26 protein-coding genes, 1 tRNA gene and 1 pseudogene are annotated in these 25,688 nt (G+C 60.7%); 19 read left to right on the top strand and 9 right to left on the bottom strand.

Annotation, left to right across the window (positions count from 1 at the left end):
- Positions 1–19: 19 nt before the first annotated feature.
- Positions 20–535: an outer membrane protein assembly factor BamE gene (locus LB536_RS26900; RefSeq protein ID WP_140755368.1), complete on the bottom strand. Its 516-nt coding sequence runs from the start codon at positions 533–535 to the stop codon at positions 20–22.
- Between the two features lie 114 nt (positions 536–649).
- Between LB536_RS26900 and LB536_RS26895 the strand changes: the two genes are divergently transcribed.
- The 7 genes from LB536_RS26895 (at position 650) to LB536_RS26865 (ending at position 5,478) form a co-directional block, all read left to right on the top strand.
- The gene (locus tag LB536_RS26895; RefSeq protein ID WP_224597911.1) at positions 650–1,192 is read left to right on the top strand and encodes a ubiquinol-cytochrome C chaperone family protein; all 543 of its coding nucleotides are present in this window, start codon (positions 650–652) and stop codon (positions 1,190–1,192) included.
- Between the two features lie 3 nt (positions 1,193–1,195).
- Positions 1,196–1,744, top strand: coding sequence for a YceD family protein (locus LB536_RS26890; protein ID WP_224597910.1), 549 nt, complete (start codon positions 1,196–1,198; stop codon positions 1,742–1,744).
- Positions 1,745–1,857: 113 nt separating this feature from the next.
- A complete protein-coding gene (plsX, locus tag LB536_RS26885; protein WP_140755362.1) occupies positions 1,858–2,928 on the top strand; it encodes a phosphate acyltransferase PlsX in 1,071 nt (356 codons plus the stop codon).
- 9 nt (positions 2,929–2,937) lie between these two features.
- Positions 2,938–3,909, top strand: coding sequence for a beta-ketoacyl-ACP synthase III (locus LB536_RS26880; protein WP_140755360.1), 972 nt, complete (start codon positions 2,938–2,940; stop codon positions 3,907–3,909).
- Between the two features lie 101 nt (positions 3,910–4,010).
- Positions 4,011–4,334, top strand: coding sequence for an integration host factor subunit alpha (locus tag LB536_RS26875; protein WP_006201891.1), 324 nt, complete (start codon positions 4,011–4,013; stop codon positions 4,332–4,334).
- Between the two features lie 215 nt (positions 4,335–4,549).
- Positions 4,550–5,089 (top strand): MerR family transcriptional regulator, encoded by a 540-nt coding sequence (locus tag LB536_RS26870; protein WP_127280880.1) that lies wholly within the window; start codon positions 4,550–4,552, stop codon positions 5,087–5,089.
- A gap of 86 nt (positions 5,090–5,175) precedes the next feature.
- Positions 5,176–5,478, top strand: coding sequence for a hypothetical protein (locus LB536_RS26865; RefSeq protein ID WP_224597906.1), 303 nt, complete (start codon positions 5,176–5,178; stop codon positions 5,476–5,478).
- Between the two features lie 72 nt (positions 5,479–5,550).
- Here the strand turns inward: LB536_RS26865 and LB536_RS26860 are convergent, their stop codons facing one another.
- The 3 genes from LB536_RS26860 to LB536_RS26850 all read right to left on the bottom strand — a co-directional run bounded on the left by LB536_RS26860 (position 5,551) and on the right by LB536_RS26850 (position 7,787).
- The gene (locus LB536_RS26860; protein ID WP_181178256.1) at positions 5,551–6,528 is read right to left on the bottom strand and encodes an ATP-grasp fold amidoligase family protein; all 978 of its coding nucleotides are present in this window, start codon (positions 6,526–6,528) and stop codon (positions 5,551–5,553) included.
- A gap of 262 nt (positions 6,529–6,790) precedes the next feature.
- Positions 6,791–6,988: a hypothetical protein gene (locus LB536_RS26855; protein ID WP_224597902.1), complete on the bottom strand. Its 198-nt coding sequence runs from the start codon at positions 6,986–6,988 to the stop codon at positions 6,791–6,793.
- 184 nt (positions 6,989–7,172) lie between these two features.
- Complete coding sequence (locus LB536_RS26850) at positions 7,173–7,787, bottom strand: hypothetical protein (RefSeq protein ID WP_224597900.1); 615 nt, start codon at positions 7,785–7,787, stop codon at positions 7,173–7,175.
- A 233-nt stretch (positions 7,788–8,020) separates the two neighbouring features.
- Between LB536_RS26850 and LB536_RS26845 the strand changes: the two genes are divergently transcribed.
- The 4 genes from LB536_RS26845 to LB536_RS26830 all read left to right on the top strand — a co-directional run bounded on the left by LB536_RS26845 (position 8,021) and on the right by LB536_RS26830 (position 10,468).
- Positions 8,021–8,305, top strand: a complete 285-nt coding sequence (locus LB536_RS26845; RefSeq protein ID WP_224597898.1) for a helix-turn-helix domain-containing protein — start codon at positions 8,021–8,023, stop codon at positions 8,303–8,305.
- Between the two features lie 185 nt (positions 8,306–8,490).
- Positions 8,491–8,952 carry a YbaK/EbsC family protein gene (locus LB536_RS26840; RefSeq protein ID WP_140755347.1) on the top strand — a complete coding sequence of 154 codons (462 nt, stop codon included), beginning with the start codon at positions 8,491–8,493 and terminating at the stop codon, positions 8,950–8,952.
- Positions 8,953–9,464: 512 nt separating this feature from the next.
- Complete coding sequence (locus LB536_RS26835) at positions 9,465–10,094, top strand: hypothetical protein (RefSeq protein ID WP_224597897.1); 630 nt, start codon at positions 9,465–9,467, stop codon at positions 10,092–10,094.
- Positions 10,091–10,468, top strand: a complete 378-nt coding sequence (locus tag LB536_RS26830) for a hypothetical protein (protein WP_224597896.1) — start codon at positions 10,091–10,093, stop codon at positions 10,466–10,468. Before LB536_RS26835 ends, LB536_RS26830 begins: the two co-directional genes overlap by 4 nt.
- A gap of 209 nt (positions 10,469–10,677) precedes the next feature.
- Here the strand turns inward: LB536_RS26830 and LB536_RS26825 are convergent, their stop codons facing one another.
- Both LB536_RS26825 and LB536_RS26820 read right to left on the bottom strand, forming a co-directional pair.
- A complete protein-coding gene (locus LB536_RS26825; protein WP_224597895.1) occupies positions 10,678–11,874 on the bottom strand; it encodes an MFS transporter in 1,197 nt (398 codons plus the stop codon).
- Positions 11,875–12,302: 428 nt separating this feature from the next.
- Positions 12,303–12,379, bottom strand: a tRNA-Pro gene (locus tag LB536_RS26820).
- Between the two features lie 315 nt (positions 12,380–12,694).
- Here LB536_RS26820 and LB536_RS26815 point away from each other — a divergent pair.
- The 4 genes and pseudogenes from LB536_RS26815 (at position 12,695) to LB536_RS26800 (ending at position 15,884) form a co-directional block, all read left to right on the top strand.
- The gene (locus LB536_RS26815; RefSeq protein ID WP_224597894.1) at positions 12,695–13,126 is read left to right on the top strand and encodes an XRE family transcriptional regulator; all 432 of its coding nucleotides are present in this window, start codon (positions 12,695–12,697) and stop codon (positions 13,124–13,126) included.
- Between the two features lie 258 nt (positions 13,127–13,384).
- Positions 13,385–13,699 carry a hypothetical protein gene (locus LB536_RS26810; RefSeq protein ID WP_224597893.1) on the top strand — a complete coding sequence of 105 codons (315 nt, stop codon included), beginning with the start codon at positions 13,385–13,387 and terminating at the stop codon, positions 13,697–13,699.
- Positions 13,700–14,092: 393 nt separating this feature from the next.
- Positions 14,093–14,371 (top strand): annotated as a pseudogene (locus tag LB536_RS31380) (transposase); the annotation flags it as partial.
- A gap of 250 nt (positions 14,372–14,621) precedes the next feature.
- Positions 14,622–15,884 (top strand): tetratricopeptide repeat protein, encoded by a 1,263-nt coding sequence (locus tag LB536_RS26800; protein ID WP_224597892.1) that lies wholly within the window; start codon positions 14,622–14,624, stop codon positions 15,882–15,884.
- A gap of 293 nt (positions 15,885–16,177) precedes the next feature.
- On the opposite strand, the gene LB536_RS26795 is transcribed toward LB536_RS26800, so the two are convergent.
- Entirely contained in the window at positions 16,178–18,064 is a 1,887-nt protein-coding gene (locus tag LB536_RS26795; protein ID WP_224597891.1) for an adenylate/guanylate cyclase domain-containing protein, read from the bottom strand.
- Positions 18,065–18,173: 109 nt separating this feature from the next.
- Positions 18,174–18,770 (bottom strand): hypothetical protein, encoded by a 597-nt coding sequence (locus tag LB536_RS26790; RefSeq protein ID WP_224597888.1) that lies wholly within the window; start codon positions 18,768–18,770, stop codon positions 18,174–18,176.
- 92 nt (positions 18,771–18,862) lie between these two features.
- Between LB536_RS26790 and LB536_RS26785 the strand changes: the two genes are divergently transcribed.
- Complete coding sequence (locus LB536_RS26785; RefSeq protein ID WP_224597885.1) at positions 18,863–20,194, top strand: tetratricopeptide repeat protein; 1,332 nt, start codon at positions 18,863–18,865, stop codon at positions 20,192–20,194.
- A 258-nt stretch (positions 20,195–20,452) separates the two neighbouring features.
- Here the strand turns inward: LB536_RS26785 and LB536_RS26780 are convergent, their stop codons facing one another.
- Entirely contained in the window at positions 20,453–21,034 is a 582-nt protein-coding gene (locus LB536_RS26780) for an amino acid synthesis family protein (protein ID WP_208695157.1), read from the bottom strand.
- Between the two features lie 163 nt (positions 21,035–21,197).
- Between LB536_RS26780 and LB536_RS26775 the strand changes: the two genes are divergently transcribed.
- The 3 genes from LB536_RS26775 (at position 21,198) to LB536_RS26765 (ending at position 25,685) form a co-directional block, all read left to right on the top strand.
- Entirely contained in the window at positions 21,198–22,997 is a 1,800-nt protein-coding gene (locus LB536_RS26775) for a helix-turn-helix domain-containing protein (protein WP_224597882.1), read from the top strand.
- Positions 22,998–23,173: 176 nt separating this feature from the next.
- Positions 23,174–24,151 (top strand): flavin reductase family protein, encoded by a 978-nt coding sequence (locus LB536_RS26770; RefSeq protein WP_224597879.1) that lies wholly within the window; start codon positions 23,174–23,176, stop codon positions 24,149–24,151.
- Between the two features lie 22 nt (positions 24,152–24,173).
- Positions 24,174–25,685: an aldehyde dehydrogenase gene (locus LB536_RS26765; protein WP_224597877.1), complete on the top strand. Its 1,512-nt coding sequence runs from the start codon at positions 24,174–24,176 to the stop codon at positions 25,683–25,685.
- Positions 25,686–25,688 lie beyond the last annotated feature (3 nt).

The following is a 25,688-nucleotide window of genomic DNA, read 5'->3' as shown; positions in this document are numbered from 1 at the left end:
GAAGCAGGAATCCTGGGGATTAGGGGGTGCCGCCGCCGGGAATGCCGGGCGCCAGCTTGCTGGCACCGTTGATGATCTGGCTGAGGAAGTTCTGGTCCTTGCCGCCGGTCGGTGTGGTGCGCGAAATGAAGTCGAAAATCTTGCCGTCCTTCAAGCCGTAATTGGCGATCTGGGTGACGCGGCTGTCCGGGCCGAAATAGACCGCCAGCACCTTCTGGTCGACCAGCCTCGGCTTGTCGAAGGCGACGTAGCGCTTGCGCGTCTGCGAGATATAGTAAAACGCCTCGTTGTCGAAAGTCGCCGTGGTCGACGGCGTGCCGAGCGCCAGAAGCACCTGCTCGCGGCTGGAACCGACCGGCACCGAATCGATCGCCTGCTGATCGAGGACATAGCCTTGCGTGAACGTCTCGCTCGGATTGAGGTCGCCGATCATCTTATTGGTGTGGCAGGCAGACAGCGCCGCCACGATAGCCAGCAAAGAGATCGCACCGGCAGGCCTCGAAATGAAAGTCGACTTGAAATTCAGCGCGCGCAACAACAATTCTCCATTCCATCGCCGCAACTTGCGCTGGGCCGCAAAACCGGTAAACCAGCTTGCTTGCCGATGCAACAAGGCCAATTCAACAAACGGTCCCCGGAGACCATCCCCATGTTCCAGCGCCTTTTTGGCCGCGAACGCCACGCCAACCGCGCCATCACCGAGGCGCTTTACGCACAAATCGTGGCGGCGGCGCGGCAGACTGTTTTTTATTCCCACTGGAATGTGCCGGACACGCCACTTGGCCGTTTCGAGATGCTTTCGCTGCACATGTTCCTGGTCCAGCACCGCATGCGCGGCGAGGACGGTGTAGCACAGGAGATCGCGCAGGTGCTGATCGACGAGTTCTTCCTCGACGTCGATCATTCGTTGCGGGAACTGGGCATTGGCGATGTCGGCGTGCCAAAACGCATGAAGAAACTGGCGAAGATGTTCTATGGCCGCACCGCCGCCTATGATGATGCGCTGGAACGAAACGATCATGACGGTCTGACCGCGGCACTTGCCCGTAACGTCCGTCCCGACGCCGACGCCTGGCCGGAAGCATCGCGTTTGGCCGGGTATGTCGCCAGCGCCAGCCGGCAACTGAGCGCGCAGCCGACCGAATCGATCGCTGCCGGCACTGTGGCATTTCCAGAAGCCAACGGAGGCTGATCGATGAAACACGCCGATATGCAAAGTCCGGTATCCTTTTTCGCCAATGTCGCCCGGCTGCCGCAGAAGGGGCTGCCCGTGGTGATCGACGCTGACGCTGCCCAGCGCGCGGCACTCGCCGAGGCGCACGGGCTGCTGTCGGTCGAAGCCTATCGCGCCGAACTGCTCGTAGCGTCGTGGAAGCGCAATGGCGTCAAGGTCAGCGGCCGTGTCGAGGCGGACATAACCCAGGCCTGCATCGTCACGCTCGACCCCGTCCAGGCGCATATCGATGAGCCGGTCGAGGCACTGCTCTTGCCCGAGGATTCCAAGCTCGGGCGGCAGGGATTCGAAGGCGGCGGCGAGATCCTGCTCGACGCGGACGGGCCCGACAGTCCCGAGACATTTTCGGGCGACATCATCGATGTCGGGGCGCTTGCCGAACAGTTCTTCGGATTGGCGATCGACCCCTATCCACGCAAGCCAGGCGCGTCGCTTGGTGCCGGTGACGACACCGGATCGGCCGAGAATGAATTTCAGCAAAAACTGCGATCCTTGCTGGGAAAATCCTGAAAACCTCGCCCGCGACGGAAAAGTCGGTTGTGCGACAGCCTAAAACCGCTATTTTCGCCGAACCTTTGCGATCGCTAAAACGACTTGCCGCCTAACCGTGAGATGAATACCGCGTGATCAGGATTTCCATCGATGCTATGGGCGGCGATCACGGACCAACCGTGGTCATTCCAGCGCTCATGACGGTCGCGACCCGCCGTCCCGACATCCGCTTCGTCGTCTACGGACGTGAGGAACTGGTGCGCCCGGAACTGGCCAAGTTTCCCAAATTGGCCGAGGTCAGCGAGTTCTTCCACTGCGAGATCGCGGTCAGGATGGACGACAAACCGAGCCAGGCGCTGCGCCATGGCCGGTGGAAGTCGTCGATGTGGAAGGCGGTCGAGGCGGTCAAGTCGGGCGCCGCGGATGCATGCATCTCCGCAGGCAACACCGGCGCGCTGATGGCGATGTCGAAATTCTGCCTGCGCACCATGGCCACGATCGAACGTCCGGCGATTGCGGCATTGTGGCCGACATTGCGTGGCGAGAGTGTGGTACTGGACGTGGGCGCCACCATTGGCGCCGACGCGCACCAGCTCATCGATTTTGCCATTCTCGGCACCGGCATGGCGCGTTCCGTATTCGGCGTCGCCCGGCCCACGGTCGGCCTGCTCAATGTCGGCGTGGAAGAGATCAAGGGCCAGGAAGAGGTCAAGGAAGCGGGACGCATGTTGCGCGAGGCCAACATGGCCTCGATGAACTACCATGGCTTTGTCGAAGGCGACGACATCGGCAAGGGCACGGTCGACGTCGTGGTGACGGAAGGCTTCGCCGGCAACATCGCGCTGAAGACGGCGGAAGGCACCGCGCGCCAGATAGCTGGCTATCTGCGCGCCGCGATGAGCCGCACGCTGATGGCCAAGATCGGCTATGTCTTCGCCAAGGGCGCCTTCGACCGCCTGCGCGAAAAGATGGATGTCGGCCGCTCCAACGGCGGCGTGTTCCTGGGGCTGAACGGCATCGTCGTCAAAAGCCACGGCGGCGCCGATTCGGACGGTTTCGCCGCGGCGATCGAACTCGGCTACGATATGGTGCGCAACAATCTGCTCGACCGCATCGAGGCCGACCTCGATCTGTTTCATGCGCGCAACCCGCATGCCCTGACAGCTAGGAAATCCGACGTCGTTACCGACGCAAAGGAATAGGAAAGAATTTTGATCAGATCAGTTGTGCGCGGCACGGGCGCCGCGCTGCCCCGCCGCATCATGAAGAATGCCGATTTTGAAGGCATGGTCGAGACCTCCGACGAGTGGATCGCCCAGCGCACCGGAATCCGCCAGCGCCATATCGCGGCCGATGACGAGACGACGGCCTCCCTAGGCGAGGCCGCGGCGCGCGCCGCGCTTGCCGATGCCGGATTGACCCCGGACGATATCGATCTGATCGTGCTGGCGACCTCGACGCCCAACAACACGTTCCCCGCTACCGCTGTCGAGATCCAGAACCGGCTCGGCATGCAGCACGGTTTTGCCTTCGACTTGCAGGCGGTATGCTCAGGCTTCGTCTATGCGGTGACGACAGCCGACCTCTATATCCGCGGCGGCCTGGCAAAGCGGGTGCTGGTGATCGGCTCGGAGACCTTTTCGCGCATCCTCGACTGGAGCGATCGCTCGACCTGCGTGCTGTTTGGCGACGGCGCCGGCGCGGTCGTTCTGGAAGCGGGCGAGGGGGCCGGCACGATCGCCGACCGAGGCGTCCTGGCGGCCAGCCTGCGTTCCGACGGCGCGCACAGGGAGAAGCTTTTCGTCGATGGCGGGCCGTCGACGACGGGAACGGTCGGCCATCTGCGCATGGAAGGCCGTGAGGTCTTCAAGCACGCGGTCGGCATGATCACCGATGTCATCGAGACGACCTTCTCGGCCGCTGGCATTACCGCCGACGATCTTGACTGGTTCGTGCCACACCAGGCCAATAAACGGATTATTGACGCTTCAGCAAAAAAGCTTGGGATAGCAGAGCAAAAGGTGGTGGTGACCGTCGATTTGCACGGTAACACCTCGGCTGCCTCCGTACCGCTGGCGCTGTCGGTGGCCGTCGCCGACGGCCGCATCAAGAAGGGTGACCTGGTGCTCCTGGAGGCGATGGGCGGCGGCTTCACCTGGGGCGCCGTTCTGGTTCGCTGGTAAGTGGAGAACGGTCCGGTTTCGGTCCTTGACCTTGCCGGATCAATTACTTAGGCTCTGCTGTTGTTGTGCCGATTTTATGTTTGAACTGATGGGACGGTCGCATGGGGGGAAAAACACTTACGCGCGCCGACCTGGCCGAGGCCGTCTACCGGAAGGTCGGTCTGTCGCGCACTGAATCCGCCGAACTCGTCGAGGCGGTACTTGACGAGATCTGTGAAGCGATCGTGCGCGGCGAGACGGTGAAGCTGTCGTCCTTCGCGACGTTTCATGTCCGTTCCAAGAATGAGCGGATCGGGCGCAATCCCAAGACCGGCGAGGAAGTGCCGATCCTGCCGCGTCGGGTGATGACCTTCAAATCGTCCAACGTGTTGAAGAGCCGAATCTTGCGTTCTCACCAGAACAGCAAGGCCAAGGGCGGCAAATAGTCCTCATTGCACGGTTGAAAACCGGTGCCGCGATGACGGCGGGCTTGAATATTGCTTCACAAACCGCTGAAATAAGGCCCGATTCGGCGGTATGGCCGGATTGGTGTTCTGGCGTATGATCGATTCCGCGATGGCGGAACAAGCTCTTCTCTTCGTTGAGCGTGATCTCGTCTGAAGACCGTTCCGGGCCACGCTCCAGCGTGAGGATTTCGCCCATGGACAAGAGCCCTGACGCCTTCCGCACCATCAGTGAGGTCGCGGAAGACCTCGACCTGCCACAGCATGTGCTGCGTTTCTGGGAGACGCGCTTCAATCAGATCAAGCCGATGAAGCGCGGCGGTGGCCGTCGCTACTACCGGCCGCAGGATGTCGAACTGATCAAGGGCATCCGCCATATGCTCTATGACCAGGGCTACACCATCAAGGGCGTGCAGAAGCTGCTGCGCGAAAACGGCAATCATTTCCTGGTCGCCATCGGCAATGGCGACATGGCCGCCGTCGAGGCGATTTCGCAGCGCAAGCAGGCCGATCAGGTGCCACTGACGCCGGCAGCCCAGCCGCGCGGGGGAGATGACGAACTGGTTGGCCAGCCAAGGGTCAAGCCCAGCCGCCGCTTTTTCGGCCTGGGCAAGAGCGACGAGGAAGGTCCGGTTGCGCCGGATGCGTCGAAACTCTCGCGTGACAATCGCGCGCTGCTGCAGGAGGCGTTGTTCGACCTCCTGGAATGCAAGCGCCTGCTTGACCAGGTGCGCTGACCGCGAGTGGCTTCGACGTCCCGAAAACCGGAACCGGCGGTCGGGTGAGGCGTTACGTTTCCTTCTGCGAAGCAAGGAAACGGATGATGGTATCATATTCGACCCTTTCGGACATCGACCTGGAAAAGCAGGTCGCGGCTCTCTCGAGGGAACTCGCGGCGTTGCGCAAGGCAGTGTCAAAGCGGGGTGGCGCTTATTATGAAGACGGCCGTGATGCCGCTCTTGATACGTATTCGGATCTTGCGGGGCGCCTGCGCGATGCCATGCCGGCAATCCGCAAACAGGGCAGGGTGATCGAGAAATCGGCACGCGACCATCCGGCCGCGGCCGCCGCGGTCGGCCTTGTCGTGCTCGGCCTGGTCGCCAGCCTGCTGCTCGGCCGGCGCTGATTGCTACTCCAGGACAAATCTAGAGAGAAATGGCGGCTCGCTTTTCCAGGCCGGCCGCCATTCCCATTCATATCAGCGATTTGTCGTGCCGCGTCGGCATCTGGCGCGAAGCGCGTCGGCATAGAGGCGCACGACACCGGCGTGCGGCCGGCGCAGGAAGGCGGATTGATCGAGCCGCCACAGCCGCTCGATTTCCGCGGCGATCGTCGGGTTTGTCCATGTGCCATATCCGGCGGCCGAGTAGACGGTGATCTCGCCGGCATGGAGACGCTCGTCGGTGACCAGGAAATCGATCCTGACATAATCGAGGTCGCCGGCTATGGCGGGCGCGATCGAGATCGCCTGGCGGACATGGGCGATGAGCCGCGCGTTGACAGGCAAGACCTGATCCTCGCCGGGATAGTCCGGATCGCGGCCGGGCAACGGATTGGCTTCCCGGTCGAACAGCAGCGAACGCTTGGCGTGCTTATCCTCCACCCAGACATGGCATATCACCCCGCTGCAGACATGGACCTTGATGTCAGTGGCGATCGTCCCGCCGCTGAGCGCCAGCCGCTCCTCCACGAAAACAGTCGGTACGACAGGCCAATAGGCCCATTCGCCATTGCGCCGGCCGTAACGCTTTTTGAGCCAGCGGCTCGCCTTGCGCACGATGGCAGTGCGATCTGGTTCTCCGTCGGAGACGAATATGTTCATTGCGCAGCCATGGTTTGCCTTGACCATGACGTCTCCAACGAGCAGGCCCGGTGGGATGTCCGTGGCGTCGCGCCCGGACCAAAGCGTCTTTGGCATTGCGATCTCGGGACAGGCGTCCCGGATATGGACCTTGGCCGCGAGCTTGTCGGTCAGCGTCACGAACAGCGGGTTGCGATCGAGGATTTTTCGCCAGAGCAACAGCTCATGGTAGCGGCTGGGTACGGCGGTATTGGGCAGATAGCCCAGTTTCATGACAAATCGTACGACGAGGACAGGGTGGCGCAGCGTCAGCCACAATCGCGCGACCGACAGGACAACGCGGTCTGTCCGGGAAAGATAGGCCTTGGCCGTCATTGGGGATACCTGGCCTGTTGGCGAAGCCTGATCCGGTGCAGCATGCCGCTCGGAAATATCCTTGCCGTATCGCGATTGGCGTCGCGTGAAAGATTTCTCCTGTCGTCGCGGTATCGGCAATTGGCGCCAGAAATCCCGCACGCGCTGTCATTCGGCGAAAATCGATAGGTCCCATTCATGTCGGCTTGGCATTGTACGACCAAGAGAAGACCAGCCCTGAACAATGAGCCAAGGCGGTCTTCTCGTTGGCAGTCTGGTACGCTCAGTATGCCTTCTTCACAACCTTCTTCATGTGATGGCGATGATGGCGATGGTGGTAGCGGTGATGGTAGCGATGATGGTGGTGGCGATGATGATGCTTTGCCATCATGGCCGCATCCGCGCTCGTCGCACCGATGACCGGCGCCGTGAAAACGAGGGCAACTGCAAGCCCGATGGCCGAGAGGAGGGACTTCTTCATGGATCGTTTCCTTTCTTCGCAGGCAGGTATCAATCGGGCCGATATCCCGACCGCCGCGAATGGAATTACGCTCCTGAATTTTTTCGTCAGTATTTCCCGATTGTAGAATCTTGTTTCTGAACTGTTTCGGAGGAAACCGGCTTCCTGCTCCGTCATCGCCAGGGTCGAAAGCCGGCTGTTTGGCTTACATCGGCGGGATCACGCCATTGTTGCCCACAACGACGCGGCTGGCGCTGAGCGTGCCGTCAGCCTCGCGATGCGCGGGAACGAAGACCGTCGCGCTTGGCTTGAGATCGGTCGGCGCGGCCGGCGCGAAGGTGACGACGGGCGTGCCGTCGGGTAAGGAGATCTTCTTCGTCTGCCCATTGTCATAGGTCAGCATCACGGCCCGCCCGTTTATGTCGGTGACGTCGGCGACGGTGCCGTTGGTCATGCGGCTGTTCGGCCCCAGGTCCCAGGGGCGGTCCCCCTCGCCAATCCCTTTCAGGGCCGCGGGAAAGATCACCACTTCCAGAGCGCCGCTGCCGCCGTCGGCCTTGGAGACAGAGGCGATGCCGAGGAAATCGCCCTGCTTGATGTCCTTTACCGACGCGTTGGCAACGCCTGAAATCTTCCAGCCGTCTTTCAGTTTGACCGCGGCGGTATCGCCCTGACGGGTTTTCACGGTGAGCAGCGACGGCTCGAAGCTGACCACCGTGCCGCGCACGCGCACTGCGTCCGCTGCCTGCGCGCCGGCCACGCCGACGCCGGAAAGCATGGAAATCGTGCCGAGCACGAAGAGGGATGTCTTGAGGTTCATGGGGGTATCCTTTTGGGAAAGGCTGGTGGAAAGCGATGGTTTCACGCCAGCGACGTCGAGATAACGAACGGGTGGGGCGAAACTGCCGGGCAAAAAGCCGGTCGGGCGTTCAAAACAACTTGATCGGGGCAGGGCGTGGCAGCGCTTGGCAAATCGCCGGCGAGAGGGCATCTTCCTGCTCGTCTCAGGCAACATCCATTTTGATCAAACGCTTTCAGCCAACGGAGTTGCCAATGCCCAACAATGCAAAAAGCCACGCCCTCTCCGAACCATTAGCCAACGAGATCGGGCCAGATTACAACACCCTTAGGGCAATGCGGGAAACGCGCGGATACAGCCTCGAAGCGCTTTCCCTGACCTGCGGCCTCTCGGTCGATGAGATCGAGGACATCGAGAGCGGCCGGGCGGCCGACCCGGTGAAGCTGCGTCGTATCGCGTCCGCGCTTCGTTTGCCCCAGGACGCTCCCATTGCTTCCGCCGCACCGACACTGGCCGCACAAGGCCGGCCTCAGGCATAGATCGGCGACAGGCATGCCCAAGAAACCCGCCAAGGCCCGCTTGGCGGGTTTCTTGTTGACGCGATGGCATTCTCCGGCAAGCCGGGCTTGCCGATTTGCAGATCGCACGGGTTCATACGTGCGGCCCCCAAATCCGCGCCGATCGCATCTGCCATGCATCGGGCCTGAACCGTGAGTTTTTCGATATGAGCCTGGACTCCGTTGGTGCCTTCTTCACGGCTCACGCGCCTGATATCGAGGTCATTGTCACGCAATCCAGTTCGGCGACGGTGACGCTGGCGGCGGAAGCGCATGGCGTCCTGCCGGCGCAGATCGCCAAGACGATCTGCCTTCGCGTCGGCGAGCGCACCATGCTGGTCGTGACCAGCGGCATCGCCAGGCTGGACAACCGCAAGTTCAAGGACCAGTTCGGCGGCAAGCCGCGTATGCTGGACGCACAAGAGGTTGTCGCTGCCACGAGCCATCCGGTGGGCGGTGTCTGCCCGTTCGGCCTGCCGGCGCCGCTGCCGGTCTATTGCGACGTCTCGCTGCGCGAATTCGCCGAGGTCGTACCCGCCGCCGGCGCCACCAACGCCGCGGTGCGGATTGCACCGCAGAGGATGGTCGAACTGGTTGGCGCGGAATGGGTGGATGTGTGCCAGGCCTAGTGCCGGATCCAATCCTGAGTTGAGCCGGGCAGGATGGGCAATTCGAGAATGAGGGGCGGACTTGTGGGGGCAAGTCCCTGCTTTAAAATGGTCGGAGTGGCCGGATTCGAACCTTATCCGGAGTCCGAGTGTCCACTGAGAGTGTAGATTGGTTTTTCGCAAGCTTCCGAACTGCGCTCACGACAAAACGCGCCGTCCCGATTAGCCAGCGCTGACTTCCGTTTCGGAAGAGTATCCACATTTCGCCCCCCCCGCAGCCGCCATTATCGCTTCACGTCACAGGTCGTGGGAGACGATCCGGCGGGCGCTGACGGCGACTTGGTCGCTCGGCTTGGCATACGCCCTGACGAGCCACGGGGCCTAGGGCAGCCAGTGTGCCCATCACCGTCCCCGTCTAAGACGGCCTTGCTGACTCCGATTTGAGCAAAATCAAAGACTGCCTTATCGAACACCGATATTGATGCCTCTGACCATTCCGGCGCTTCGCATGCCGAATGACAACGGAGGTTCTGATGGAAATCACCACTCGCGATCTAATGACGGTGCTCCATGGAATGGGCTTCGGCGCTCTTTTCATGCTCGCATTTTCCGGTGCCATTGCCGGTCTCTATAGAATGTCAGCCCCAGGGGCGCCGCCAATGAGTTCAAGGGAACAGTCGCTGCTCAACTTTTGGCTTGTCGCGATGGTGGTTCTCTCATGGCTCACGGTGTTCTCTGGCGCCTACGGCGTCTATCCGTGGTATCGCGCTGTTCCGCCGGCCGGGGTGACCGATCTTGCGGAGTATCCGCGGAGCCTTCTCCTGTCGAGCCCAAGAACATCTGAGTGGCATTCTCTCGGCATGGAATGGAAAGAGCATGTCGCCTGGCTGGCGCCAATCGCAATGACCATGGTGGCCTATGTCACCATGAAGTACGGACGAGCGATCATTCAGCACCGGAACATGCGCATCTCGGTCTTGGCCTTTGCGGTCGCGGCCTTCTTCGCCACGGGCGCAGCCGGTGCACTGGGCGCGTTCCTCAACAAATACGCTCCCGTCCGCGGCGGCCAGTCGATCGTATTGATACAAGGAGAGCAACCGGAAGGAGCTCAAACACCAGGAGTGCAGCGACAGGCCGCGCAGCCAAAGGGAGAACAGCCATGACCATCTCGCAGAAGCCGGTCGTCGGCAAAAGCCAACCCGTTGAAACAATCGCTGAAACCATACCCAATGGTCCCGGCGGGGCAGCCATTCTCGCCGCAGGCATCGGATGCGCTGCCATCGGTATCCTGGCTCTCGCCGGCGATGCCTCGAAGGCCATCAACGGCTTGCTGAACTTCTACAATCCGACAGGAGCTCTCTCCGGCGTGACGACCGTGGCCATCATCGTCTGGCTGGTGGCGTGGTTCATCCTCTCGCGTCGTTGGGCGACCAAGACCGTGGCGATGAGCAGGGTAAATATCGCCGCTTTTGGGCTGCTCCTCGTCGGTGTACTCCTCACCTTCCCACCGTTCATGGATTTCCTGCAGGGCAAATAGTTGGCCTGAGGCAAGCGCTGCGTCGGGGATACCGACGCAGCATACCTTTCATCTTCACCAGCCCGCTCGAACCGAATAGCCGCTGCTTGAACGGCAAGGCATCCGACACCTCCCCGGTGGAACATAGTGTGGCATTCGTCGCTGCGCTGCCTACGCGCGCTGCACAACGCGAGCCCTACCAGCTTAGATGAAGCGTGCGTTTCGACAGTCTAGCTGGATCGGGTGCTTTTCGGGCTGTCCGATGGGACTAGGATCAGGGTTGCCGCAGCACCAACCACGGCGAAGACAGCTCCGTAGATAAATACGGCTAGGTGCCCAAGTCGGTCCCAAAGAAGGCCTGCGATTAGGCTCGCAAGGAGCTGGGTCAGCCCGACGAGCGAACTGTACCAGCCGATGCCGCCCGCGCGCAGCTCGCTCGGCACGAAATCGGCGGCGAGCGCCTTACCGACAGTGCGGAAGGTTCCTTGGTAGGCGCCGTAACAAACAAACAGAATGGCAACAATCCAGACGTTGGCGCTGAGTGCAAATCCCCCATAAGCGACAAAGAACACTGCGAACGCAGCGAGCAGAAGATTGCGGCGGCCGAGGTGATCGGACAGAAAGCCCGTCGGATAGGAGACCAACGCAGCGACAAGGTTGAACCCGGCATAGACGAGAACCGTGTTCTCAACCGAGGCACCCGCGGCCTGTGTTTCAAGAATAAGGAAGGCGTTGCTCGAGTTGCCGATGCAGAACAGGCCAGTCGCCATCAGGTACTTCCAGTAGGCGCGAGGAAACCGCCGGAGGCTGATATCAACCTTGGCCTTAGCGGCGAAATCGACATGCTCCTCGCGCACGAACAGCACGATGGCGAAGGCGAGCAGGCCCGGGATGACGGTGAGGTAGAAGATTACGCGCATATCGAGTCGAAACGCACCGAGCAGCAGCACGGCGATGAGTGGCCCGAGAAAGGCGCCTAGATTGTCGCCGACTCCCTCGAGGCCGAAGGCTTTCCCGCGGTGTTCCTCCGCCGCGGCTGCGGCGATAAGTGCATCGCGCGGTGCGGAGCGGGTGCCGGCGCCGACACGATCGAGGAACCGTGCACCGAGCACCATCGGCCATGCCGATGCAAGTCCGGTTAGGGGCTTGGAAAGGGCCGAAAGGAGATAGCCGGCCAGGGCAATGGGCTTGCGGCGCTGCATCCGGTCAGACGCCCACCCGGAGAAGCCTTGCACGATGTTCTGTGTCGCCTGCGCGACACCGTCGATCAATCCGACTACGCTGCCACCCGCCCCAAGAACTCCGGTCAGGAAGAGTGGAAGGATCGGGTAGAGCATCTCGGTCGAGATGTCGGCAAACAAACTGCAAAACGACAGCAGGATGACGTCGCGTGTCAACCAGGACGAACGGGTGCGGACATTGGGCATGGGTTTGGCCGAAGATCTGACGAGGAAACGCCAAGCACTGACCGTCGTTCAGCGAGTCTGACGCAACGTATTTCGAAAAGGTAGGTCAACCGTCGAAGACGTCCATACGTTGCCAGAATCCGCCCCCTGGATTGGTCTGGCTGATGTCCTTCATTGTGCCCCGGGCGGCGAAAACGTGATCTATGCATGATTTCGCAGATTGACTTCAACGCCTACAAGCTCAGCCCGAAACACGCCACGGGTCATGGATGAAGCTGCCGGAAATTCACGGGCTTTGGACAGTTAGGCAACCATGGAGACTGATGCGCGAGGGGGCGATAATGCACGAACCCGGCTCCGCGGCGGCCGCTGCAAGCGGTGCGGGGAAAATCCAGGTCCTTCGGAGTCAAAGCTGGATCGCCACATTGGGGGATGAGGCGTCTGTGAAATGGTCGGAGTGGCCGGATTCGAACCGACGACCCCTTGACCCCCAGTCAAGTGCGCTACCGGGCTGCGCTACACTCCGGACCGCGCAAAGCCCTATATTCTCAAGGGTTCAGAAGCAAGAGGTGAATTCGCTGAAATTGGCGAAATGGGAACAAACGGTGTCTTGGTGTGCCTTTGGTGACCGAAAGTCACACCGAAAATCACACCGGATGTTCTGGGTATGTTCGGGCCCATTCGAGCAAGCGTGAGCGCGTCATTGCCTCCTTCAGCGCACGTTTTGAACCTCAATCGCACTGGCCTGCGGAATGGCCCGAGAGGGCTCTCGAGCCTTTGTAGATCCCAAGAAATCCCCATCTGGCCGTCGCTATAAAGAAACTAGCAGCGCATCGATGCTGTGATTTCAGAGGAAGTGACGATGAGTAGCCATCAGGGAAAACCCTATGCGGGCACCAGGCTCGCCAAGTATCTTGAGAAGCGCATTTTGGAACTGCGCCCAAAGAAGACCCAGATCGCCATCGCGAGTGAAGCCGGGTTCGTCAATCCCAACATGCTCGCCATGATCAAGGCTGGAACGGCCAAGTTGCCGCTCGACAGAGTTGCGGCTTTGGCAGCCGCGCTGGAATGTGATTCGGTGCTTCTCTTCCAGCTGGCGATCGAACAGCTTGGCGGTGATACCACCGAGCTTGCCATCAAGCAGATCTTCGGCACGCTCGTTACCGAGAACGAAGTAGCATGGCTCGAGGAAATCCGCCGGGCTTCCGGCAATACCAATCCGAGCCTGACTTCGAAGGCGAGGTCGGCCATTCGCGGGATTTTCGGCAAATGACTGGCGAGCACGAGTTGGACGCTGAGAGCTGGCGCCGCATTGCTCAAATCCGCGACCGCCAGATCACGCCTAACGAGCGCTTTTGGCTTGAAACGATCAGGGTCGCATCTTGGGATTCCGATCCTGCTCCCACGCTTGAGCAGGTGCAAAAGCTTCGAATGATCTTCCAGACTCGAACATAGCGCGTAAATCGCGGTCAATGCCGGCGTCCAGTGATGAACCGGCCGCGTTGTCGAACACCCAACTCGGAACCACATCATGCAAGACGAGAACGGTTTCGATCCCCGTTGGAACGGCAAGTCCATTCCCAAGAAGCACTGGCACTTTCATCAGCAGCTCTTGGCCCGATACGGCATTATTCTCGCTCCTGGTGAGTTCTCCCAGATGCTCCGCGATATCGAGACCGGCCGGGCAACGGTAATCGAGCGCAGGTCGGCCTCCAAGGTCATATACATGATCAGGAACACCCGCTTGTGGGAGCGGTATTTCGTGCTTGTGACGAACGGCTACGTCGTGACGGCTCTGCCTCCGAGCAAGAAGTTCAAGCGGGTGAGACGCGAGATGCCGGGATAGAACCGAATGACCGACGTGCCAGGTCACAATCGCAGACGCTGGCATCAGCTTAACGGCTTCCCAGATATGTCAGCGTATGGCGGTCGTGCACCACAGAGAGGCGGGGCCATCTTTTCGGTGACGAAAAGCACTGGTTTTCCGTCATGGGCCGCTGCCGCGATGATGTTGGTGATGGTCTGCGACTTGTCAGTTCCCGGCGGTCCTTGGACCACCAGGCTCGCACCTCTTCGATTACTTTGGTCTGCGAGGCATCGGCGTCGATCACCTGGATGATTTGCGCCGGGTCGGATAGCTTTGCCGAACGCTTATTCACGAGCCTTCGGTGGCGAGCTACGCGATCGTCGCCGCCGTATCGTCGCTAGCAGGTCAACGTCAACCCTACTCCTGCGGTTCGAGCAAAAATACTATGTGTCGAACCTACCGGCCGATGCGAGCCTCAAGATGCTCGCCGCCACGATCAAGGCCAGGTGGGTTTGTGAGCAGGCACATCAGCAATTGAAGGAGGAACTCGGCCTCGACCACTTCGAAGGCCGATCATGGACTGGATTACATCGACATGCCTTGATGACCATGATCGCCTACGCCTTTCTCCAAGCCCGCCGCCTCAAAGCAGCGGGACGAAAAAAAAAGAGTCGGCGGACCACCGCCACAACCGAGCATGCCAGCTGTTAGACAAGCCATTCTCGACCTCTTCACGCGATCGCCACCCCGCAGATGTCCTCACTGTCAGAAGCTGACCGCACACGCCCTCAAACCTAAACTGCCAAAGTAGTGCTAGTGGCGTCGAACCCGCCCCGTGCGTTGCGCTTCGAAGCCGCTAAGAACCGACCAAGGCGGTCCGTTCGCCTCCCAATGAAGCTCTTGCGGAACTCGGCGAGAGCATATCAAATGGGGACATTTCGCCGGATTGCCGGAGTAGACCGTGGCCGAACGGGCCGTTATTTCATCCGACCCACTTTACCTGAGCGCCCTCGCCAGCCTTGGCGCAAGCGTTCCGGCAAGTCTCAAGACTCTTGTCACTCATAACAGCATCGCGGTGCTGCCATTTGTCAACATGAGCGGTGAGCCTGGCCAGGACCACTTCACCGATGGTCTAACGGAAGACATCATCACCGACTTATCGAATGTTCCTGGCTTTTTCGTCATCGCCCGTAACTCCACCTTCGCCTATAAAGGCAAACCCACCGACGTTCGAGAAATTGCCCGCGACCTCGGCGTTAAATACATCCTCGAAGGAAGCGCGCGGCGCTCAGACAAACGGCTGCGCATCAATGTGCAGTTGATCAATGGGTCGGAAGGCGGCAATCACATCTGGGCTGAGCGCTTCGACCGCGAAATCGCCGACATCTTCCAGGTTCAGGACGAGGTCACGCAACGCGTTGTTACAGCGATTTCTGGCAAGCTTGCTGACAAGAATATCGTCGCCCGCTCCCGACCGTCAAATCTAGAAGCCTATGATCTTTGTGTTAGGTCGCGAGGCAAATGGGACATTTCGAGGTCAACCACCATTGAGGCGTGTGCTGATCTAGAACGTGCCATTCAGATCGATCCCAACTACTGCGAGGCCCACAGCAATCTTGCCGTCTCACTGCTACATGGCTGGCTGATTTGGGGACGGCCGCAGATACCCGGCCGCGCCAAGGCACTGGTGCACGCGCAACGAGCCGTGGAAATCGAACCCGGCGATTCTCACGCTCGCGCGATCCTAGCTTACGTTCAGCTTTATGAGCGCAATTGGGATGAAGCAAAACTCCAACTAGATGCCGCTGTTCGGCTAAATCCCAACGATGCACATGCGGTTGCGTTGACCGGTGAGCTTCAATTCTACTTAGGCAATCCGCAAGCGGCGCTGGCAGCTTGTGCGGAGGCACTGCGTTTGAATCCTCGTCCACCGGGTGGGTATTTCTGGACCTTGGGAATGGCGCAAATTTCCTCAGGTCAATACGAAGAAGCTGTAGCGTCCTTGCGCCGGGAAGAAACCTATGGGACCGGTTCGAGAGAGGCTCTGATTGCTGCGCTTGCCCTTGCCAGCCGCATCTCTGAGGCACAGGAGGAAGCCCGCCTATTTCTTGCGGCCAATCCAAACTGGAGGTTCGGTGATCTGGCGGCTAACTCACCCTTCAGAAGTGCGAGCATTGGGCAGCCGTTTGTTGATGGCTGGCGTCTGGCGGGCCTGCCAGATTAGACGGCATTGGTCCCTACCAGGGCCTGGCAATGCATATGCTGAAACGCTCAGACAGCGTGTCGGGTAGTCCGCTGCCCGTCATTTTTTCGACTTCAGCAGCAAAAATAATCCGGCCCCTCTTCAAAGCCTGGCCCAGCCCTTAGTTGCCGATACGCAAGAGTGATCGTCCACTGTTTAACCATCGCATTCAGTCTAGGCGAAGATCGAGACGAAAGCAGCCATTATCGCCGTTGCCTTGTGCTAGAAGGCCACAAGCCGACTCCAGCATGGTGGCTCCGTCTAGTAAAAATTGGTCATTCCGGAAAGCCAGCCTTACGAAGGCCTTCAAGGTACCTGTCTCGCAAGGTCAGGTCGCGATAGGGCTGGGATTCGACCCAATGGCTAATCTTGAAATGGGGGTTTGTTGCCATATATAGCCTAGCCTCTTCACGCGCTTCCTCTAACCTGCCGAGCACCGCCAGAATCGATGCCAAATTAACCCTGGATTCGGTTCGATATGTTGCGTCATTTCTCAGAGTCTTCACTGCTTGCTCATACTTACCGGCAGCGGATTGGGCTTCTCCGAGTAACCAAAAATACCAGCTCGGCGGGCGCGGATTCAGTCGCAATGCCTTCTCGAGGCAGGCAATGGCCTCTACCCCGTGACCTTCATAGGTCTTCAGATCTCCGAAGTTTGCCCAAGCATCGGCATCGTTCGGGTTGAGGCGGAGCGAAATCTCGTACTCTTTGGCAGACTCATCCCATTGGCGCTCGAGGAGGAGTATGAACGCGAGCACCCAATGCGTGCCAGAATTGTCGGGATCGAGTTCAACCGCCTTTCTTGCCGACGCCATAGACTGTTGACGAAGGGGATTCATCGGATAGTTCCTAAAGAGCCAGGCCTCGCACTGACTGACGGCCAACCAGCGATAGGCATCCGCGTAGTTGGGATCGAGCGCGACAGCCCGCTCGAACAAGGAAATGGCCGCAACGCCGGCCTCCGTGGAGTGTGACCATTCAGCCCGCCCCCGTAGATAGAGATCATAGGCCGTCAGGTTCGTTGGCCGATAACGCTCCTTCAGGTTTGCCGCAGCCAATTTGCCGGCGAGCGCCTCCACAATCTTGCCGACGACTTCGTCTTGCGCCGCGAAGATATCGGCAATATCCCGGTCGAAGCGATCCGCCCAGATGTGCCCACCGGCGGGTGCATCGATGAGCTGGGCATTGATCCGCACGCGGTCCGCTACCCGTCGTGCGCTACCCTCCACTACATATTTCACGCCCAGTTCGCGAGCGATCTGGCGGGTGCCTACCGATCTGCCCTTATAGGCAAAGGATGAGTTCCGGGCGATGACGAAGAGCTCGGGCACTTTGGAGAGGTCGGTAATCAGGTCCTCCGTCAATCCATCGACGAAATACGCCTGCTCGGCGTCAGCACTCATATTCACAAAGGGGAGGACCACTATTGACGGCTTGACGGGAAGAGAAAGTTCACCGGCGGAGACGGCCGCCGCAGCTTCATCCTCACCCGCGAGCCCGGGCAGCACGGTGAATTCCGTTACGTCCGCTTGATGAACAGAGGACGATCCTTGGTGGGCCGCTATGCGGTAGACCCGAACCGAATCGGCCACGTTTTTGAGCCTCTGCTCGCCCATGTCTTCGAATTGTACGTCTATCTTCCGGCGAACCTGACGGTAGGCATCGTCCGAAAGACAGATGTCGCCGCTCTCAGCCAGTGACTCCAAACGTGTTGCGATGTTCACTCCGTCGCCGTGAATGTCATCGCCCTGGACGATCACGTCACCCAAGTTGATGCCGATGCGAAAGATCAGCCTGTTGTCGCTGTCCGTCGCAACCTCTCGCTCTGCTACCCCCTGTTGCCAAGCCATTGCACAGGTGAGTGCATCCACGACGCTCTCGAACTCAACCAGAAGACCACCGCCAAGTTGGATGACGCGACCTTGATATGAGGCGATAAGCGGTTCTAAAAACTGTTTGCGAAGGGCGGTAAGCCGCCGGAGCGTAGCAGTTTCATCCTGGCCCATCAGGCGGGTGTAGCCGACCACATCGGCGGCAAGAATGGCAGCAAGTCTGGGTTTAGCGGCGGCCCTGTTGGTCTCAAGTGCTGCTAGCGCCGACAAATAGATGGGATCGGCATGAAGGCCGACGATGTCAGGCGGAAACTTGGCGTCAGGCGGCATCTCAGCTAACGGCTCCCGGTGCATCAAACAGCGGCACGGAATTGCCGTCAAGCCAACTCTTTGGTGGCGGCCGTGTGCGTGCGAGGATGCGGCCGAACTGGGCAATCCTTTAGATGGGCTTTTCCAGGGCTGTCATTTCGCTCAATAGGCTGCTTTTTAGCATTTCGGCCTCAACCGAGAGCTTGCGGAGTGACTCCTGCACCGACTGCATTATCCGCCCCGCCAGCCCCGCCTCGATTTCGGGTACCTGATCCTGAGCCTGCATAGAATAGGATTTGAATTGCCCGTATAGTTTCGACACCTCATAGGACAGCGACCGGTTCAGAATGCCGATCTTGCCTACCAGACTGTCAAAAACCGGCGTAGCGAAATGGAAAGCAACCCTCGGTTGCGTCTTCCGCCCGCTGCCCTGCCGCGCCAATTCCTCCGCAATGCCAACCTGCGCCTGCAGGATGCGGATCGCGCCCTCGATGCTGAATTGCAGCGCCGAAAGCTCACCCACGATGGCGTTGAGGAAGGACTCAAGCTCATTTCGGCGCTCTAGTGCGGCGAAGCGTCCAGCCGCCTGCTCATCATGAACCCTCTCATCATGGGCCATCCTGGTCAGCTTCCGCTGTGAATAGATGACTCCCCAGAAACCGATCAGCGCTGCCGCCAGCGTGGTTAGCGTCCCGATAAGATCTTGGTATTGGTGGAATAGACCCATTGGCCGCCCCCCAAAGCGTCAGCGGTCAACTGTAAGGTTAGGACACCAATGTCGCAATGGCGAACGGGGGGAAGGTCTTTACTGAAAGTCATTTGGCGCTCAATATTGGCATCTTCGTCGGTGTAGCCAGAGAAATGCCAACCGATCCAAAATTGCCCCTCGACGCCGGCGCCATGCACGCCGACCCGCTCTATCTCACCGCGCTAGCGAGCCTAGGGGTAAGCGTGCCGCCTGGTCCGATGGTCGTCCCTGGCGACAACAGGCCATCGATTGGAGTTCTGCCCTTCACGAACATGAGCGGCGACCAGGAGCAGGAATACTTCGCCGATGGCATCACCGAGGACATCATCACTGAACTGGCGCGCAATCGTGGCCTGTTCGTGATCGCACGGAACTCGTCGTTCATGTTCAAGGGAGCTGCCGTGGACATCGCGCAGGCGGGGCGAAAGCTTGGCGTGCGTTACGTGGTGGAGGGCAGCGTTCGCAAGGTCGCCAAGCGCGTTCGCATCACCGCCCAGCTGATCGAGGCAGCGACCGGAAGCCACGTCTGGGCGGAACGCTATGATCGTGACCTGGAAGACATTTTCGCGGTTCAGGACGAAGTGACTCGAAGCATCGTCGCCGCCGTGCCAGGTCATCTCGAATCCGACATCGTAAAGGCATCACGACGCAAACCCACCGAGAGCTTGGGTGCCTATGACCATTATCTACGCGGTATGGAGATCGTTAACCGATGGAGTGATGAGATCCAAGAGGCCAAGCAGGAATTCGAAACGGCGGTCAGGCTTGATCCGAATTTTGCCCGCGCTCACGCTCTGTTAGGACAAACATACCTTCGCGCCTGGTGGCAGACCGACGCTCCGCATTCATTTCAACTGGCAGACAAAGAAACGGAATTGGCCGTCCGGCTCGACAGCGAGGACAGTACTTGTCTGAGCTTGCGAGGGGTTTTCCTCGTGAATAGCGGAGACTACGACGCCGCACGCGAAGTTTTTCAACGCGCTTTCAGGTTGACCCCTGATGATGTCAATCTCAATGAACGGATGGCTTACTACTTCGTTTGCACAGGACAGTCTGACCAGGCGATTGAAAGCTGCATTAGGACTATCCGTGCCAATCCGATGTTTCTGCCGGCAACTCTGCATGATACCCTTGGTACGGCGTTCATGCTGACACAGCGATACGAAGAGGCCGTCAGGTCGTTTGCCGCGATCAGCAGACCCGGCTTCTATATCCACGTTCGGGCGGCTGGATGCCTGGCTAAGCTTGGCCGTGTCGACGATGCGCAGGCGCAGTGTCGCTTGGCATCCAAACTCAAGCCGGACTGGCCAAGCGTGGATTGGGGGCATGACTACCAAAGCGAAGAAGATAGAGCGATCGAGCGCGAGGTTGTTCAACTGGCTATCGAAGTATCAGGGAATTGATTTTGGGCGCGGAAAGGCTTCCCTGATCGCGTGGGGTGAGAGCTTTGTGCGTTGATAAAGGCACGCGTTTTATTAGCCACAATGTCAGCATCAACCATCCGCCGGCTGCCGCCGACAGCGGAGCTCTTGCCGTACGAGGTCCTCGTATCTCAAAGCGCGAACGACCGCTTTGCGCCCGATGTCGGCCTTTGAGGCCAGCTGCGCCGATTCTCGAAAGCGGACATCATCGACGACAGCGCAGGGGATGCAGCGCAAGCATCACATCGCTGCTTCCTGCTCCATCTCTTTCATGTCTTGAAAGCGGTCCGCAATCCGGGGGTGAACCCGTCCGCCGTCTGCTGCGCCAATGGCCACGACGATCTCGTCCGCGGCCGGTCCGTCGGCGATCTGAAAATTGGCGGTTATGAAATGCGAGCGGCGGCCGTTCTCGCTCTTGTGCATCATCGGCAGCGACAGCAGCGCGCCAGGCGCGTTGCGTGTGTTGCAGAATTCGAGATAGGTCGTGCCGCCGACGGCGTCGCGGAAGACATTGCCGAAGCGCAGCGTGTGGATCATGGCCGAGGCGTGCTCGATCTCGCCGGCGGTTCCGACGGCGGCCGCCTTGCCGTAGCTTTCGATGCGTTCCGCCGGCATCAGCCCAATCAGGCGGCGCGTCAATTCCTGCCCGAGTCGGGGTGCGATGGCGACAATCTCTGGCCGCAAATCCTCGACGAAGCCGCGCCCGGCCCATGGATTGCCCAAGACGGCGGCGACGACGATCGATGTCACCGGCCTTGCGGCCGCCCTGCTGCCTTCGAAGTGTACTTCCTCGATGAAGGTACAGATCTTCCGCAATTCCATGATTTGGCCTCTTCAGTGAAAGCTCAAATCTAGTAGGCGCCGATCGGCGGGTATTCCTCCGGTTCGTAGGAAGAATCGGCGTGCGCCCCGCTTGGAAGCGGTGTAGCGTTGGTACATCCGCGACGGCTAAAATTCGCCCTTCGCGAGTGGCGGAAGATCAGGCGTGGACCACGAGTCGCAAATTCTCTCCTTGCGGGACGCCGCCAGCCTCATCAATTCGGGCGGCGATCTCCAGTCCGTGCTGCGCGACCTCGTGCTGGCGGCCTGCCGTCATGCCAAATGGACGCTGGGCTCGATCATGGGCATCGATGCCCCGCATGGCCACGCCTATGTCATCGTGCGCCACGATCCGACGCTCATTCACCGCACGCTGCCCGACCGCTGGGAACTGGCCACCAGTCCCTCGATCGTCGCGCTCAACCGCAATGAGCCGGTTTATATCAGGGACGCGCGGGTGTCGGAGGAGTTTCCGGGCTATCGCCGCGAGGCCTTCGAGCGCGACTACCGCAGCGTGCTCGTCATGCCGATGAACTGCGTCGACGAGGACGGCCGGCCGATGGTGCTGACCGTCGTCTCGCGCGAAATCACCGAAGTGACGGCGGAGGATATCGCCTTCATCGGCATGATCGTGCATCTGGGCGAGATCGCGGTCGAGAAGCAGCATCGGCTGCGCCAGGAGAAGCAGGCCGGCGAACGCCTGCAACGCGCGCTTTCGGCGCACACCTCGCTTCTGCAGCAGGCCTTGTCGGACGGGTCGGTGGTCTCGCTCGCCGAAAAGGTCAGCGAGTTTCTGCCCAATCCGGTGGTGGTGATCGATTTCCATGCCAATCTGGTCGTCGCCGGTCGTTCCCCGAGCGAGGTGCATTTCGACATCGCCTCCTGGCAGCAGGCGGTGAGCGGAACGCTCAGCCGACAGATCTTCAAGATTGCGCGCGGCGCGTCCGACGGGCGCCACGCCGAGACGCTGTTTGTCGATGACGGCAAGCGCCAGCTCAAGCTCTCGGTGCGCATCGAACCGCTCACCATCGACGCCGAAGTGGTTGGCGCGCTGATGATTTTTCCGACGCCGCAGGCATCGGGCCAACTCGACCAGATGCTGCTCGACAGCACCAAATTCGCGCTCAGCGTGCAGATGATGCGCAGCTTCGTGCGCTTCCGTTTCGAGACGCGTTCGTTGACCGAGCTTTTCCTGGAGGTGGCGGAGCGCCGCTGGCGCGACGAGGCCGACATCGTCAATCGCGCCCGCCGGCTTGGGCTCGACTTGACCGTTGCGCAGAAGATGATCGTCGTCGATCTCGCCGAGCAGGTGAAGGATGGTGCCATCGGCCTTGCCGATCCGCATCATGCGCTCGTGCGTCTCCTGCAGCAGGCAGGCATTGCCGGCACGGCAATCGCGGTGGAGGATGGGCTTGTCTGCCTGGTTCCTGCCGATGCCGGGCAGGACGGCGCGCGCTTCGCGAAATTGCCGCACAGGATCGCGGCCGAGCTCGGCCGCTATTTCGAGCGCGAGCCGGTGGTGGTGCTCTCCGAGGCCTGTGCCGCGCTGGCCGATTATCCGATCGCCTGGGAGCGGTGCCGCCGCATGATCCGGATCGGCCGTTCCTTCGGCCGCACCGGTGTTTTTGCCGGCCAGGATTTCGGTCCGCTGCCGATATTGGTTGCCGCCGCCGACGCTCCCGACGTGCGCGGCTTCGTCGAGGACAGTGTCGGCGCCCTGATCGCGCACGACCGCGAGCACGGCACGCCCTATCTGGACACGCTGTTTGCGTATCTGCGCGAGGGCTGCCGCAGCCAGGCCTGCGCCGACGCCATCGGCCTGCACGTCACCACCTTGCGCTATCGCCTGTCGCGTATCGAGGAACTGTTCGGGATCCGTCTCGACACGCCCGAACAGCGCTTCGCGGTCGAACTTGCGATCCGTCTCAGCGGCATCATCGATAGCCGCGTGCCGGCAGCCCGCTAGACTTCCTTGACCCCGCCACCCCTGTAGCGACACGGCAGCCACCGCAAGCACAGGCTTGTCGCACCTGCATTTGCTCGGGATAACAGCAGCACGCCGCGCCATCTTTCCTACAGACCGGAGGAAGAACGCCGGCCGGCTCCTGCCTAGCTTTCCATCCGACACTTAGGAGGAAAGCAATGGCGGACGCGGTGGCACAAAGGACGATCGATCCGATCGCCTTGCGTCGTGCCTTCGGCACCTTCGTCACCGGCGTCACCGTCATCACCACACGCGACTGCGACGGCAATCCGCGCGGCATGACCGCCAACTCCTTCACCTCGGTCTCGCTTGAGCCGCCATTGCTCCTGGTCTGCGTCGGCAAGGCGGCGGCGAGCTTTCCCGCCTTCAACGAAACACGGTCCTTCGCGGTCAATTTCCTGCATGAAGGCCAGGTCGATGTTTCTTCAGTGTTCGCGTCCAAAGCGGCGGACAAATTCCAGTCGGTCAACCATGACCGCGCCCACACTGGCGCGCCGATCCTCACCGACAGCCTGACATGGTTCGACTGCACCGTTCACAACCGCATCGAGGCCGGTGACCACATCATCCTGATCGGCCAAGTCCAGGCTTTCGGCACCAGCCCATCGGCGCCGCTCGGATTTTGCCGCGGCCGTTACGCCAGCGTGAAGGATCCGCTGCCTGCCGGCTGGCTGGCCTCGCAGGACATGATCATCGGCTATCTGGTCGAAGCCGGGAACCGCATCCTCTTGCGCAGCGACGGCAAGGGACGCTGGGTGCTGCCGACGGCGCGGCGCCGCAAGGCCGACAGCCAGCTCGTCCTCGATGGCGGCGATGCGCTGAGCCTCGTCCCGGAAAACACCTTTCTCTATTCGGTGTTCGACGTCGCCGACAGCGACCCGGGTTATCTCATCTACCGCGCCGAACTGAGCCGTGAGAGCGCTGAAGCCGCGCTGCCGGATGGCCACGCCTTCTTTTCCGTCGACGCGCTGCCCTATGAGCGGATCGCCACGCATGAACTCCGCGCCATGCTGCGCCGCTATGCGCGCGAGCGCCAGGACAAGCGTTTCGGCATCTACATCGACACCGGTGACGGCGGCCGCGTCGCCATGATCGACGGCCAGTCGCAATCGTGGACGCAGGCCGCGTCCGAATGATGCTCCACGCAGGACAGACAGTATGAAAACGACGGTCGGATCGCTCGAAGGCTCACGCCAGAACCTGTTCATCAACGGTGCGTTCGTGGCGCCGAAAGGTGGGCAGTACATCGGCAGTTTCGACCCGACCACCGGCAAGCCCTGGTATCAGTTCGCCGAGGCCGGTGCCGAGGACGTCGGCGCGGCCGTGGCGGCAGCGCGCGCTGCCTTTGCCGCTCCAGCCTGGCGGCGCATGACCCAGACCGACCGCGGCAGACTGGTGCATCGGCTGGCGGAGCTGGTGCTCGAGCACGCAGACGAGCTGGCGCTGATCGAGACACGTGACAATGGCAAGCTGCTCAAGGAAATGCGGGCGCAGATGCGCGCCATGCCCGACAGCTACACTTATTTCGCCGGGATGGCCGACAAGCTGCTTGGCGACACGATTCCCGTCAACAAGCTCGACATGCTCAACTTCAACCTGCGCGAGCCGATCGGCGTCGTCGGCATGATTACGCCATGGAACTCGCCGCTGATGCTGCTGACCGGCACGCTGGCGCCATGCCTTGCGCTCGGCAACACGGTCGTCGTCAAGCCGTCCGAGCATGCCAGTGCTTCCACGCTCGCTCTGGCCGAGCTGATCATGGAGGCCGGCTTTCCCGCCGGCGTGGTCAATGTCGTCACCGGCACCGGCGCCGTGGCCGGGGACGCGCTGACGCGGCATCCAGGCGTTGCAAAACTCGTCTTCACCGGTTCGACGGCGACGGGCCGGCGGATTGCTGCCAATGCGGCGGAGAACCTTATTCCCTGCTCGATGGAGCTCGGCGGCAAGTCACCGCATGTCGTCTTCGGCGATGTCGACATCGACCATGCCGTCAACGGCGTCGTCTCCGGTGTCTTCGCGGCGGCGGGGCAGACCTGCGTCGCCGGTTCGCGCTGTTTCGTCGAGGCCAGCGTCTATGACCGTTTCGTCGAGGCGCTGGTCGAGCGCACGAGGCGCGTGCGGGTCGGATTGCCGACGCTGGAAGAAACCGACATCGGTCCACTGGCGCTGTCGGCGCAGCTTGCCAAGGTGGAAACCTATGTCGCCTCGGGCGTGCGCCAGGGCGCCAGCATCGCAGCCGGCGGCAGGCGGCCGCAGGCGGCCGAGCTTGCCGGCGGCTGGTATTTCGAGCCGACCGTGATGACCGATACCGATAACGGCATGGACTTCATGCAGGAGGAACTGTTCGGTCCTGTCGTCGGCGTCATGCCGTTCTCGTCGGAAGACGAGATGATCCGTCTCGCCAACGACACACGCTATGGGCTCGCCTCCGGCATTTGGACGCGGGACATCAACCGCGCGCTGCGCTTCGCCAGGAATGTCGAGGCCGGCACCGTCTGGATCAACACCTACCGCGCGTCCTCCTTCATGTCGGCCAATGGCGGCTTCAAGGAGAGCGGCTATGGCCGGCGCGGCGGCTTCGACGCCATGGAGGAGTTCTCGCGCCTGAAGAACGTCGTCATCGACTATTCCGGCGCCATGCAGGACCCCTTCGTTATCCGCCTTCGCTGACCA

The organism is Mesorhizobium sp. ES1-3 (assembly GCF_020164795.1).
In the GTDB taxonomy this organism is placed as follows: Bacteria; Pseudomonadota; Alphaproteobacteria; order Rhizobiales; family Rhizobiaceae; genus Mesorhizobium.
The sequence above is the reverse complement of the archived record's forward strand: the minus strand, read 5'-3'. Positions and strand labels throughout refer to the sequence as shown.

What these genes read in the sequence shown, in the direction of transcription:
- LB536_RS26835 (WP_224597897.1), top strand. Translation starts at nt 9,465, where the DNA reads ATGGAAATCACCACTCGCGATCTAATGACGGTGCTCCATGGAATGGGC.
- LB536_RS26795 (WP_224597891.1), bottom strand. Translation starts at nt 18,064, where the DNA reads ATGCCGCCTGACGCCAAGTTTCCGCCTGACATCGTCGGCCTTCATGCC.
- LB536_RS26860 (WP_181178256.1), bottom strand. Translation starts at nt 6,528, where the DNA reads ATGACGGCCAAGGCCTATCTTTCCCGGACAGACCGCGTTGTCCTGTCG.
- LB536_RS26770 (WP_224597879.1), top strand. Translation starts at nt 23,174, where the DNA reads ATGGCGGACGCGGTGGCACAAAGGACGATCGATCCGATCGCCTTGCGT.
- LB536_RS26890 (WP_224597910.1), top strand. Translation starts at nt 1,196, where the DNA reads ATGAAACACGCCGATATGCAAAGTCCGGTATCCTTTTTCGCCAATGTC.
- LB536_RS26895 (WP_224597911.1), top strand. Translation starts at nt 650, where the DNA reads ATGTTCCAGCGCCTTTTTGGCCGCGAACGCCACGCCAACCGCGCCATC.
- LB536_RS26875 (WP_006201891.1), top strand. Translation starts at nt 4,011, where the DNA reads ATGGGGGGAAAAACACTTACGCGCGCCGACCTGGCCGAGGCCGTCTAC.
- LB536_RS26870 (WP_127280880.1), top strand. Translation starts at nt 4,550, where the DNA reads ATGGACAAGAGCCCTGACGCCTTCCGCACCATCAGTGAGGTCGCGGAA.
- LB536_RS26855 (WP_224597902.1), bottom strand. Translation starts at nt 6,988, where the DNA reads ATGAAGAAGTCCCTCCTCTCGGCCATCGGGCTTGCAGTTGCCCTCGTT.
- LB536_RS26790 (WP_224597888.1), bottom strand. Translation starts at nt 18,770, where the DNA reads ATGGGTCTATTCCACCAATACCAAGATCTTATCGGGACGCTAACCACG.
- LB536_RS26810 (WP_224597893.1), top strand. Translation starts at nt 13,385, where the DNA reads ATGCAAGACGAGAACGGTTTCGATCCCCGTTGGAACGGCAAGTCCATT.
- LB536_RS26865 (WP_224597906.1), top strand. Translation starts at nt 5,176, where the DNA reads ATGGTATCATATTCGACCCTTTCGGACATCGACCTGGAAAAGCAGGTC.
- LB536_RS26780 (WP_208695157.1), bottom strand. Translation starts at nt 21,034, where the DNA reads ATGGAATTGCGGAAGATCTGTACCTTCATCGAGGAAGTACACTTCGAA.
- LB536_RS26825 (WP_224597895.1), bottom strand. Translation starts at nt 11,874, where the DNA reads ATGCCCAATGTCCGCACCCGTTCGTCCTGGTTGACACGCGACGTCATC.
- LB536_RS26830 (WP_224597896.1), top strand. Translation starts at nt 10,091, where the DNA reads ATGACCATCTCGCAGAAGCCGGTCGTCGGCAAAAGCCAACCCGTTGAA.
- LB536_RS26765 (WP_224597877.1), top strand. Translation starts at nt 24,174, where the DNA reads ATGAAAACGACGGTCGGATCGCTCGAAGGCTCACGCCAGAACCTGTTC.
- LB536_RS26840 (WP_140755347.1), top strand. Translation starts at nt 8,491, where the DNA reads ATGAGCCTGGACTCCGTTGGTGCCTTCTTCACGGCTCACGCGCCTGAT.
- LB536_RS26850 (WP_224597900.1), bottom strand. Translation starts at nt 7,787, where the DNA reads ATGAACCTCAAGACATCCCTCTTCGTGCTCGGCACGATTTCCATGCTT.
- LB536_RS26845 (WP_224597898.1), top strand. Translation starts at nt 8,021, where the DNA reads ATGCCCAACAATGCAAAAAGCCACGCCCTCTCCGAACCATTAGCCAAC.